Below are 12,763 nucleotides of genomic sequence, written 5' to 3' on the forward strand. Positions count from 1 at the left end.
CCTATAAATTATAATGAGTTGATTGCTCATATGGAGTCACATGAAGAACTCCTTTTTGAACATCAATTACAAGTACGTTTACTCCTTCGCTTATTTCTTCTTGATTAAAGCTGACTGCTGATTTTGCAATTGTTCCACTCTTATCTGTTAAAACCACTTCACCAAATCCATCTAACGGAATCGGAGTAATCACCTTACCTACCCTTCCCTTTAATGAATTTGAGGAATAAACTAAGGATTCCTCCGCCTTAGATAATGGTATTAAAATGAAAATATTAAGAATTGTGACAAGAATAAGAGCAATAAGCAAAGAAAACAATAAAATAAGCATGCTCGAAATCGGTGTAAACATTTCAAATAAATACCCAGATGCTGAAAAAATTGTAATAAAGGACAAAATTATCGTAGGATTTAATACCCCTCCAGCATCTGATACATCTATAAGACCGTTACCAAATAAGATAAACAGTACAGTAATCGAACCTACTACAATAAGTGTAATTAAATAGATCGATTCAATCGATAGACCAAAGAAATCCACTATATCACCCCCTCCAAAATTGTCTATTCATAAAGAAAATTGTGTTTATCCTGCATGAGTATGTATCAAATGTTCTTTATGACCTTTCATCTTTAATACGTTTTAAAATGGAAAAAGTTCCATTATTAGCTGAATTTTCCTTACCATGAAAAAATATATATCTTTGTGATCTTGAATCACTAACTAACACTCTTTCCTGAAAAAGGAAGGACATAAATTTCTTATTTTTATGAAAGAATATAAAAGCTAAATCAAACAAACAGGAGGTCGTGTTAGTGGGCATTTTAAGTGGTAAGCCACAAGAAGAACCCCTTCATTCCGGTGAAATTTATAATCTATGGTCACACCTCTTTGCAACAAAAGGTACCCTTGTATCTTTGCAAATACTAGATAATCATGCTGGAGACCATGATTTAAAAGTGTTTTTAGAGGATTTAATGGAAAATTGCTTTAAACAGGAAGAACAACAAACAGAGGCAATCTTAAAGCAAAATGGCATTAGGCTACCTCCTGCACCCCCGGGCCGTCCCGATGTTCATGTCGAGGATATTCCTGCTGGAGCACGTTTTAATGATCCTGAAATAGCTATTCTTGTTCAAAAGGAACTTATGTCAGGAAAAATGTTTTTTAGTTATGTTTCTAGTAGTGCCATTCGAGAGGATATCGCAACAATGTTCGATGAATTTTTAGTACAGCGAACAGAGTACGAAGCAAAATTATTAAAAATAAGCAAAGAAAAAGGTTGGCTCGTCCCACCACCATTAATGGTTAAATCTGCAACTTAAATAAAATATAAAGGGTGTGTGAGAGTGGCTAAAAGTAACGGAATGACCATAACAGCAATTGGTTCAATCCCCCTTATTATGACATTAGGGAACTCAATGCTCATACCTATCTTGCCGCAAATGAAATCCAGTTTGAATATATCACAAATGCAAGTTAGCTTAACAATTACCGTTTTTTCAGTTGTTGCAGCATTTTTCATTCCAATATTAGGTTATTTATCTGATCGTTTTTCAAGAAAGATCATTATCATTCCTGCGCTTATTTTATACGGTTTAGGTGGTTTGCTCGCTGGTTTTGCAGCTTGGAAATTTTCCAATCCGTTTTTATGGATATTAATCGGACGAACTTTGCAGGGGATAGGTGCAGCAGGAAGTATGCCAATTGCCATGGCGCTTACTGGTGATTTATTTAAAGGTGGAGAGCAAAGCAGGGTCCTAGGAATCGTTGAAGCATCTAATGGTTTAGGAAAGGTCTTATCCCCTATTTTAGGTTCTTTATTAGGACTATTAATTTGGTATTCAGTATTCTTTGCCTTTCCTGCAATTGTTTTAGTTTCCGTAATTCTTACTTGGATCTTTATAAAGGAGAAAAGAAATAGACAAGCTCCCCCTCCCTTTGAAAAATACGTTAGAGGATTATTGTCTGTTTTTAAATATGAAGGTAGATGGTTATTCACTGTCTACTTAGCTGGTTCTATCTGCCTTTTTACATTATTCGGAATCCTCTTTTATTTATCTGATGTCCTCGAAAAGACATATAAGATTGACGGAGTTGTAAAAGGGTTAATATTAGCAATTCCATTATTAGTGATGGTAACAACCTCTTATATTACCGGAAGTAAAATTGGGAAGAATATGCTGTTGATGAAGAGATTAATTGTTCTAGGACTTACTCTCATGACAATTTCATATGGATTATTAATTTTGGTTGAAAAGTTATTCCCCTTTCTTCTTGTGCTTGTCATAAGTAGTGTCGGAACAGGTCTTGTATTACCTTGTATTAACAGTCTTATTACAGGTTCAGTAGGTAAGGAAAGGCGAGGATTTGTCACATCATTATATAGTTCAGTTCGTTTTCTCGGTGTCGCGATTGGGCCACCAGTTTTTACTCGTCTATTAGAATGGTCTAGAACTGGAATGTTTTTATCCGTAGCGATATTAACTCTTATTGCAGGCTTGTTAGCCATAACATTAATTCATGTGGAAAAGGATCCAAAAGGAAAGAAAAAAGAGTCATTCAGATATAATTATGTGTAAATATTAAGTTTTTCGATAACGAAAGACTCTATCTACCATTTTCGTCGAAATCCATTGACTAATTAACGCTTGTAAAATGATTTCCCAACGTACAATAAAAGCAATGATAATAAAGATGAATCCATTCATCCAAAATAATGTTTTACCTGGTAATATACCTCTTGAATTTGCAAAAATTAAGGCGATAACTCCAACTCCTCCGTTGGAGACGCCTTCTCTTAATAAGAGCCCTATACCGATTCCTAGAAAAATAGAACCTAACAATAGGTCTGTCCAAATGTTTCCTACAGATAAATTAATGACAGTTTGAAAAAAATAAACGGAAAGGGAAGTAATCGTCATCCCTACCATTGTCCAAATTGTACTGCTATTCCCAAGATACTTTATTGCGAGAAGAAGCATTGAAAAGTTCACAATCCACAATGCAAGCCCCATATTAATATCAAAAAAATAATTAATTAAAACCGCTAGACCACCCGCACCCCCTGATGGAATCGCGTGAGGAAATAAAAAAAATCCCATCCCCATACCTTGTGTAATACCGCCTGCTAAAACAAAACCTGCTTTCATGATAAAATTTTTCATAATCCCATCCTGATTTTTATTTCACCACATAGTCTTTCATTGATTTTATTCTATTCTTAAATAGTACAAGTTATGATCGAGCAAATAAAAAAAGGATGCATTAATTTGCATCCTAACTTATCAATTAGATTTCGTTTTCACCAAACTTCCCATAGTATATAATCTCAGACATTTCAGGTAAAACCTTTTCCTTTGGTTTTTCATTTGGATAACCTAATCCTAAGATTGCCAAAACTCTTCGATTAGAGGGAATAGCTAAAGCTTCTTTTACATACGTTTCTCTTTGCTCAGACTCTTTTTCATCTGTCGTATTCAATACTGCTCCAAAAGCACATCCTATACCTTCATTTACAGCTGAAAGCCAAATAAAGCTACTTGCAATGGAGGAGTCTTGAATCCAATATTTACTTACATCTGGTCGACCAGTAATTACAATTGCGAAACTTGCTTCATTTAACCAAGATACGTAAGGTGTAGTTTTAGATAGTGTTTGGAGCATTTCTTTATCGTTAACGACAATAAATTCACGAGAAGGCAAATTATTACCTGTTGGTGCTAAATAAGCAGAGGATAAAATCCGTTCTAGTACATCATAAGGAATTGGTTTGGTTAAAAAACTTGTAATCTCTCGTCTATTAGCGACAACTTCATTAAATTCCATCTAAATTCCCTCCTATGTAGATTCACATACATTTTATACCACTATTATTTTAGCAAATTGTATTCAAAATATATATTCCGCTTTCAAAATAAACCAATAAAAAGGATTATATTCTTTGTCACCTCATAGGTATATAAGACTAGCCTTTTGTTACTCTTTTCTAGATATTTCACACTTTTTCTTTATCAAAAAATTAACAATTTTTCCATAAAGACTAGCAAAAAAGCGGAATTCAGTTTAATATAAATATAAATGTTAACTATTAATATCTATATTAATTAGTAAAAAAGCCTTACGTTTTGGAGGGGGATAAAACTTGGACAGAAAGCAATCTAAAAAAGGGAGAAAAAGAAAATCAAATGTAGAGAAAAACAAATCACAAAGCTACTTAAAAACGATTCGTGGAAAAATTACATTATCTTTTGGGATGTTATCATTTGTATTATTAGTTTCCGCAGTTATTTCCTACACAAATATGACACACCTAGATAAAGAGATTGATTATTTAATTGAAAATGACTTAGAAATTAATCGAAGTTCACAAGATTTATCCGAGATTTTACTTAGAATGGAATCAAGTCAAAGAGGCTTTGTCATTACAGGTCTTACCGATTTAATTTATCCATTTGAAAATGGTAAATACGAATTCACAGAAGAATATGATATTTTACAAGAATTGTTTAAAGATAATAATAAACAGCTAGAAAAGCTATCAATTATTAAAGAAAATTATGAAAGTTGGCTTGAATATGCGGATTCTCTTGTGAATACTCGGAAGTTAGAGGGGCTTGAAGCAGCAGCATCAATTGTAGAAGCTGGTGAAGGTACCGCATTTATGGAGGCGATTCAAACCCAGGTAGAATTAATTATATCGGAACAAAAGGAAATACAAGCTAATCGAATAGATGCACTGAATCAACAGGTTTCTATTTTTAAAGTCGTTACAATTAGCTTAACACTGTTTGCAATTGTTTTAGCCATATTGTTTTCAATTAGTATATCTAGAGGTATTAGGAAAAATGTTACAAAAATCAGCGAATCAATTGTTGAAATTGCCAATGCAGGTGGTGACTTGACAAAACGAATTGAAATAAACAAACAGGATGAACTTGGTGGTTTAGCAAATGATACAAATAAATTAATCGATAGTATCGCTGGTTTAGTTCGACAGGTTTCATTAATGGCACAAAATGTAACCGCAACCAGTCAGGAATTACTAGCTTCTGCAGAGGAAACCTCTACGACAATCAATACAATTGCAGCAACATCTAGTGAAATTGCCGCTGGAAGTGATGCGACAAAATCTAAAATGAATCTATCGTCAGAAAAAATGAGCAGTCTTGAAGAAGCAGCTCATTTCTTAAATAACCAAGCTGAAATCGTAAAAGCTAATTCAACTGAAATGCTTCTTGTTGCCCAAAAAGGTGGAGAAACAGTGCAGGCTTCATCTGAAAAAATTATGTCTCTAGAAGAAATTATGTCAAATACTAGTCAAACTGTAGAAGCATTAGGTAAAAAATCGAATGAAATCACTTCAATAATAGGAACAATTACAGATATTGCCCAACAAACTAATCTTTTAGCACTTAATGCTGCTATTGAGGCTGCACGTGCTGGTGAGCATGGAAAAGGTTTTGCAGTCGTTGCGGATGAAGTGAGAAAATTAGCTGAGCAATCTCAACAAGCTGCACATAGTGTGAAAGATATCATTCTCTCGATTCAACAAGAAGTTAAAAACATAGTCCAACAAAATCAGCAAGGAGTAATTGAGGTTATATCAGGAGTAGAAATGACAAACCAAACTAATTCCTCTTTAGAGGATATAATCAATCAAACAAAACGGACGACTGTCGTTGTTAACGAAATGGTTGAGCATATCCAAGAAACATTGAAACTAAGCAAAGAAGTTGCAAAATCGTTCAATCAGGTTATTAAAATTACAAATGAAACCGCTTCGAATACTGAATCAACTGCAGCAGCCTCAGAGGAGGGTTCAGCTGCAATGGAACAAATCACTCATTCTGTGTCGCAATTATCCAATCAGGCCGAGGAGCTAAGGAATATTGTCGATAATTTCAAGCTATAAACAGATAGGGGCAGTCGCTAATTCGCAACTGCCCCTTCTTGTATCTAATTTATCTTTTATCTCTATTCAAGCCTTCTATATTGTTAATCATTCTAAGTCCATACACCCCACCTGCCACTTTTCCTTCTTTTGATACAAATTTGACTTCAACCTTCTTCTTTCCATTTGTAAGTGAGAGTGGAATTGGATAACATTCATCAAACAACTTCCCTGGTTGATTTGCTTTCAATGTTTGATGAGCGATTACTGTGCCATCAATTAACAGCGAGAAGTCTCGTTGATATGCTTTTCCATTCTCATGTAACGTTGTATCATTTCCGCTATAGGTAACAAGCAAATACATTTGCCCCTGTTCCACTTTCATTTCATAGCTAAAATACCCTTCATTAATGCTATCTCTCCACCCTTTATTAAAGAGATTTAAATATCCGGATCTTGAATTTTTCTTCTTTATTCCGTGTTCAACCTCTGGCTGTTGTTCATGTGGATTAACAACATCAATTGTTATTTCTCTTAATCTAGCTTGTTCCTCCTTTTCTTTATCAACAAATGTTTGGTACGTCTCTTTATCCATAATATTCCAATATATTGTATAACGTTGATGATGAAGTTTATAAAAAGGAATTAGCTTTATTGAAACATTTCCAGGTTGGCCAACTCCATCTGTAATAAATTCTAAAGGTTGATTCTCTACACGCTTTATCCAATTTAACAAATCCTTATCGTCAGTAACTATATCTGGTACATCAATTAATGGATGATTGTTTAATGATAGGTGATCAGCTAAAATATCAGTTTTTGGAAAGTCTTTTGTTCCTAAAGCACCTGCTAATACAATTGGGCCATATAAAATTGCAGCCTTTAACGGATCGCTTTTAGATGGAGACAAATACAAGTTCATCGGAAGCTCGATTTCAATCACATCTCCTGAGTTCCATTTTTCATCTATTTTTATATATCCATTTTCTGTACTAACAAATTTCTTTTCATTATTTACTGTTACAATTACCGGACCTGCAGTCCAGTTAGGTACGCGAATATGTAGTGTTATTTGTTGTTGTTTTGCATGTTCAAAGATTAGTTTGATTTTGTCAGATTCCGGAAATGACGTTTCTTGTTTCAAGTGAATATTTTGTTCAGGTAGTTTAATTTCAGAAGCAATAAATAAATTAACAAACAAATCATTTTGTTTTAAATAATATATATTTCTCGTATATCTTGCAGGATTCTCCATTCCCGTCCCTGTACAACACCAAAAAGACTCATCAGGAGAACAATAAACTTTAAAATGACCTGGTTGTGTTGAAACAAAATAAGTTTTCATCCCTGAATCCGGATCCTGTGATGCAAGAATATGATTGTATAATGCCCTTTCATAATAATCAATGTATTCAACATCCTGTGACCAATGAAAAAGATGTTCTGTAAGCTTTAGCATATTGTAGGTATTACAGGTTTCTGTAGTCGTAATCCCAAGCTCTTCTGTATCGCTTGGACCAAAATGCTCATTAATACTATTTCCACCGATAACGTAGGAACGGTGTCTAGTAACTTGTTTCCAGAAAAACTGAGCCATTTTCTTGTACGTTTTATCTCCCGTTATCTCATATAATTTTGCAGCACCAATGACTTTTGGTATTTGCGTGTTAGCATGCTTACCTTGAAGTTCATCAACCTCGTTAGCCAAAGGTTGTAAAATGGATTGATGGCAAAACCTTTTAGCAAGCTCTAAATAATCTTTGTTCTTTGTAATCATGTACAAATCTGCCATTGCTTCATTCATTCCACCGTGCTCACAAATTAGCATTTTTTGAAATTGCTCATCAGTAAGTTGATCTGTACCATTTTTCGCCCAATCCGCGAGCTTTATTACGATAGCAAGTGCCTTTTCATTTCCTGTAAGATTATATGTATCTAATAAACCCGCATAAATTTTATGAATGCTATACCATGGTACCCAGCCACCACTTAAGCTGAAATTATCCACTTCAAACTCCCCAGTAAATACTTGATCAAAGCACGATCGAGAAAAACCACTAACATATCCTTTATCATCAAATGATTGAACTATTTCCAATTCTTCAATTGCATAATCCAGCTTTTGTTTTAATTGTTCGTTTGACGTCAAAGAATACATTGTTGCGGCAGCTGAAAGCCAATGACCAATCGAATGTCCGCTTATACCAGTAGATTCCCATCCCCCATATCTCGGCTTTTTTGGAGATTTCCCAACTGCTTCATAACATGGGGCAATCAGTCTGTCTACATCTAAGTAAAGCAAATACTCCATACCTTTTTCTTGTGAATCTTTAAACATCCCATTTAATAATGATACTTTTTCCATCTAGATGTCCTCCTAAACTTGTTCTTGTTTAATATTATGGAACGAAAAGCATGGAAACGGAATTCACAGATTAGCATATTACATATCTTATTTTTTGTTTTTTTGCTATAATCAAGAAAAAAGAGAGGATGGATACGTTAATATGCATGAAATAAGCATCTATTCAAATTCTCTTCCATTAATAAGAGAAATTGGCCATATGACTGATATAGACGGAGCTAGTGGACATCCTGACAGATTAATGGAGAAAATAAATGTATTTGTCTATGTTAAAAAGGGGCATATACAAGTATTTGAAGATGGTGTTGAGTACAATCTTTATGAAGGAACATATCTTTTTCTCAGAAAAAATATTCCGCATTGGGGTGGTTCTTTATATAGTCCTGGTACAGAATGGTTTTATATTCATTTTTATGATTCTCCATATTTAAATGAAGAAAACAATCCGATTGAATATTCACAATACTACCAGCATTCATCCTTAATCTTAGAAGAAACTTATGCCTCACAAATTAAACTTCCTAAGAAAGGTACTGTTAGTAACCCCGAGTATACAGAATTACAATTAAAAAAACTTGTTGATCGATATTTATTACCACATCCTATCAGACCGCTAACTCTATCTGTACTTACCTTTGAATTTTTCATTGATTTATACGCTCATAAATTTGAAGAATTAAAATCATCTAAACAAAATCGAATTGTTCAAAAAATGGTCGATTTATTTATCAGCAATTCAACTAGAAAAATGAGCAGTACCGAAATTGCTAATGAGCTTGGTATGAACTACGCTTATTTATCAACTTTATTCCGAAAAGAAACCGGAAAGAGTATTACACAATTTCAGGACGAGCTCCTCATTGAACATGCGATTAAACTATTAAAAAACGAATCAGTGAATATTTCTCAAGTTAGTGACCAGCTCGGCTTTTCCAATCCGTTTTATTTTAGTCGTGTGTTTAAGCGGATAACAGGAGTAGCTCCAACTACCTACTTAAACCAAACATATCGAAGTTAATAAAAGGATGAACAATGCTTAAAAGACAGGAATATTTTTTAAATACCCTATAATTCTTATGTTTGGATTAAATGATTCTCAATAGAAATGCCCAAAATTAAATTACTAGATTACTTCTCTTCACTTGTTTGACTCCATAAAGAAAGGAAGAGTGAGGCCCTAGAGCTCCATTCTCCCTTTTCATTATATTTTAAAGTTTTTAATTAACAACTGTAATTCTTCCGACATTTGTGCAAGAGTTGAGGCAGAAGATTCAATTTCCTCCATTGAGGCAAGCTGTTCTTCAGTTGCCGCCGATACATTTTGATTGCTTGCAGCAGATTGTATTGCAATATTTTTCACATGTTTAATAGACGTTGCTACTTCAACCGTACCAGCATAAAGACGGCTTATCGCTTCTGATACATCATTAATTTGTGATACAACTCCTGTTATTGAGTTTTCAATCTTTTCAAAAGAACTGCCTGCTTCATCAACAACAATAATCCCTTCCTCAACTTCTTTTGTCGTCTTCGTCATAGACAATAATGTTTGATTTGTATCTGCTTGAATCACATTTATTAATTGAGTAATTTGTTCAGCTGATTCGGCTGATTGTTCAGCTAATTTTCGAACTTCATCTGCTACAACAGCAAATCCCTTTCCATGCTCACCTGCTCTAGCTGCTTCAATTGCTGCATTTAATGCTAATAAATTCGTTTGAGCAGCAATCGTAGTAATCACTTCATTTATACGACCAATTTCTAAGGAACGTTCACTCAGTCCATTTATCGATGATTCTAATCCAATTACATTTGAATTAATAGCGGTCATTTGGTTTTTTACTTTTTCTATAGCTCTCTTACCATCATTAGATATCTCTGCAGTTTGATTTGCATTACTAGACATATCATCAGCTTTTTTAGAAATCTGTTCAGAATAATGTTCCATTTCATTCATGACTTCAACACTTTCTTCAATTGAGCGAACCTGGTTGTCCATACCTGTTGCAAGTTCTTGAATTGTTGAAGAAATATGCTCACTTGCACGACTATTTTGTTCTGCACTTGCACTTAATTCCTCTGAAGAAGCTGCAACCATTTCAGATGTATCACTAATTGTTTTGATGACTCCCCTTATACCTAATAACATATTATTAAACGATTGAACGAGTTGTCCAATTTCATCCTTCGACTGATAAGTCCCAGCAACTGTAAAATCCCCTTGTTCCGCTTTTGACATCAATGACTTTATTTCGTTAATCGGGTTTACGATCTTTCCTGTTATGATAAAACCGATGAATGCAGACAATAAAACACTAATGATAATAACGGTAACCAATATTATTTTAGCAAGCTGTAACTTTTCATTATTTTCTTTTTGAATCTTACCTGCAAGCTCTTCATTATAAGCTTGAATCTCACCGATTGTATTATTGACTGCTGTCCTTTTCTCCTCAACAGTATCCTTAAACAATTGATAAGCTTCATTATTTTTGTTTAATGCTGCTAAATCTAAAACATCTTGCCTTGCTTCTTGGTATGCACGTAAATTGTCATTGTATTTTTCTAAAAGTTCTTTTTGCTCAGAAAACTTACTTACTTTTTCATATTTGGTAATTAGCTCTTTATTAGATTGTTTATTTTCTTCAATTTGATTTAATAAAGCTTGATTTTCTTCAGTATTTTCCGTCAACATTAACTCCAATGTATAGGCATCTATAGCTCTATTGTTTACTCTAATTTCTCCTAAATCTTTTATCGGGTTTAAATGCTCATTGTAAATGATGTCTGACCCCTTTGCCATATCCTTCATGTATTTAAAGCCAACACATCCCACTACGCCTAATGCCAGCAGAGTAATAACAATTAATAATAATAGTTTTCTACTAGTCTTCATGTTGTTGATAAATTTCATTGTTTCTTGATGTCTCCTTTTCTAATTTTATATAAACTATATATCGGTTTTATATTTCGAATATTTTAGTACCTATTTGCAATGGTCGAAATTACCAACTTCTGCGGAGATGACTTAGGAATTTAAAGATTTAGTTCTGCAATTTTTTAAATAAGCATAAAAAACCGGATTTTTACAATCTCATACTAAAATCCAGTTTCTTGTGTTTATTTATTCGTTTGTTGTCCAAAAAATATTTCTTAAATACGATATAGACATGAATTTACATACAGATTATCTCCCATTAGATAATATGAAAAATCTAACCCGAGTTTCTCCGAATTCCATATAGACAATAAATCTATTATTTGTAAGACCCCTTCTATTTCTTTAATTAATTACATATAACTTTGTGTTCAATTTTACTTTTCCAGTTTATAGAATATTAGATATTTTCTATTATTTTTAACGTTTTCATTTGGTTTTCAAAAAAATATTGATAGGAGGAAAGTAACGAATAGAGATTTTTTCCGATTATTTAATAATTCGAATTAATCATTTTCATTTTGCTAATGAAAAGATACTATGCCTTTTTTAACTTTTAGTATAAGAAATTTGTAATAAAATAATGAGTGTTGTCGACTAACAATTACATGAAATTTTGTTAATATATTCATTTTTTACTATAAAACTTAAAACGAGGTTGTATAATGAAAAAATTATTGTTGATTTGTACAGTTTCCCTTATTGCACTTTTTCTTGTAATTAGTCCTAAAGCAAAAGCAATAGAAGGTGACTTAATTATTATTAATAAGTCAACGAATCAATTAGCTTTCTTTGAAAATGGCATTTTAGTTAAACAATTCCGTATTGCTACTGGAAAAAAACCTTCCTATACTCCCGAAGGAACCTTTCAGATTGTCAATAAAATTAAAAATAGACCTTATTATTCAGGTAATATAGCAGGAGGAGATCCAAATAACCCATTAGGTAATCGTTGGTTAGGAATTAATGCTAGAGGTACGAACGGAGATATATACGCGATTCACGGTAATAATAATCCTGATTCAATTGGGACATATGCTAGTAATGGATGTATTAGAATGCATGATGCTGAAATCGAATGGTTATATGATCGCGTATCCGTAAATACAAAGGTTCATATTACTAGCTCCTCACAATCTTTCGAATCAATCGCTGCTTCAATTGGTTACCATACTAATAGTGATAGTGTAAACGGAGAAAAATCTGATTTCTTGAAGTATGGAGCTAGAGGAGCAGCTGTACGTGAAATTCAAAAACAGCTAACAAACCTTGGGTACAATACAGGTGGAGTTGATGGAATATTTGGCAAACAAACTGAACAAGCAGTTATCGACTTCCAAATGCAGCATGGATTACTAGCAGATGGGATCGTTGGCCCACAAACAAGTAAAGTACTAGTAAAACAATAGCTTATATAGATATCAGCAAAAAAAGCCTCTAACGTATTGGTACCGACCCCCAGAAGTTAGAGTAATAAATCTAACTTCTGGGGGTATTATTATGGCCAAATATAGTGAGGAATTTAAAATAAAGATTGTTACCGAATATTTGAATGGAAATCTTGGA

The 12,763-nt window shown here is 33.5% G+C and carries 10 protein-coding genes; 5 read left to right on the forward strand and 5 right to left on the reverse strand.

Annotation, left to right across the window (positions count from 1 at the left end):
- Position 1: 1 nt before the first annotated feature.
- Positions 2-541, reverse strand: coding sequence for an NfeD family protein (locus ACTJJ9_RS17195; protein ID WP_095301830.1), 540 nt, complete (start codon positions 539-541; stop codon positions 2-4).
- Positions 542-816: 275 nt separating this feature from the next.
- Here ACTJJ9_RS17195 and ACTJJ9_RS17200 point away from each other — a divergent pair, with 275 nt between their 5' ends.
- Positions 817-1,326 carry a DUF3231 family protein gene (locus ACTJJ9_RS17200; protein ID WP_095301829.1) on the forward strand — a complete coding sequence of 170 codons (510 nt, stop codon included), beginning with the start codon at positions 817-819 and terminating at the stop codon, positions 1,324-1,326.
- 42 nt (positions 1,327-1,368) lie between these two features.
- Positions 1,369-2,583, forward strand: coding sequence for an MFS transporter (locus ACTJJ9_RS17205; protein ID WP_145584385.1), 1,215 nt, complete (start codon positions 1,369-1,371; stop codon positions 2,581-2,583).
- A 3-nt stretch (positions 2,584-2,586) separates the two neighbouring features.
- Here ACTJJ9_RS17205 and ACTJJ9_RS17210 read toward each other — a convergent pair whose 3' ends face one another.
- A complete protein-coding gene (locus ACTJJ9_RS17210) occupies positions 2,587-3,168 on the reverse strand; it encodes a YitT family protein (protein WP_145584367.1) in 582 nt (193 codons plus the stop codon).
- A gap of 124 nt (positions 3,169-3,292) precedes the next feature.
- Positions 3,293-3,829, reverse strand: a complete 537-nt coding sequence (locus ACTJJ9_RS17215; protein ID WP_145584365.1) for a nitroreductase family protein — start codon at positions 3,827-3,829, stop codon at positions 3,293-3,295.
- Between the two features lie 316 nt (positions 3,830-4,145).
- On the opposite strand from ACTJJ9_RS17215, the gene ACTJJ9_RS17220 reads away from it, so the two are divergent.
- On the forward strand, positions 4,146-5,915 hold the full coding sequence (locus ACTJJ9_RS17220; RefSeq protein WP_145584362.1) for a methyl-accepting chemotaxis protein: 1,770 nt from the start codon (positions 4,146-4,148) through the stop codon (positions 5,913-5,915).
- Positions 5,916-5,964: 49 nt separating this feature from the next.
- Here the strand turns inward: ACTJJ9_RS17220 and ACTJJ9_RS17225 are convergent, their stop codons facing one another.
- On the reverse strand, positions 5,965-8,259 hold the full coding sequence (locus ACTJJ9_RS17225; RefSeq protein ID WP_145584360.1) for a glycoside hydrolase family 127 protein: 2,295 nt from the start codon (positions 8,257-8,259) through the stop codon (positions 5,965-5,967).
- A 142-nt stretch (positions 8,260-8,401) separates the two neighbouring features.
- On the opposite strand from ACTJJ9_RS17225, the gene ACTJJ9_RS17230 reads away from it, so the two are divergent.
- Complete coding sequence (locus ACTJJ9_RS17230; RefSeq protein ID WP_145584358.1) at positions 8,402-9,277, forward strand: helix-turn-helix domain-containing protein; 876 nt, start codon at positions 8,402-8,404, stop codon at positions 9,275-9,277.
- Between the two features lie 183 nt (positions 9,278-9,460).
- On the opposite strand, the gene ACTJJ9_RS17235 is transcribed toward ACTJJ9_RS17230, so the two are convergent.
- On the reverse strand, positions 9,461-11,173 hold the full coding sequence (locus ACTJJ9_RS17235) for a methyl-accepting chemotaxis protein (RefSeq protein ID WP_440768776.1): 1,713 nt from the start codon (positions 11,171-11,173) through the stop codon (positions 9,461-9,463).
- A gap of 689 nt (positions 11,174-11,862) precedes the next feature.
- Here ACTJJ9_RS17235 and ACTJJ9_RS17240 point away from each other — a divergent pair.
- Positions 11,863-12,606: a L,D-transpeptidase family protein gene (locus tag ACTJJ9_RS17240; protein WP_145584354.1), complete on the forward strand. Its 744-nt coding sequence runs from the start codon at positions 11,863-11,865 to the stop codon at positions 12,604-12,606.
- The last annotated feature ends 157 nt before the right edge of the window (positions 12,607-12,763 follow it).

This window comes from Metabacillus sp. 22489, from assembly GCF_052044855.1.
In the GTDB taxonomy this organism is placed as follows: Bacteria; Bacillota; Bacilli; order Bacillales; family Bacillaceae; genus Metabacillus; species Metabacillus niabensis.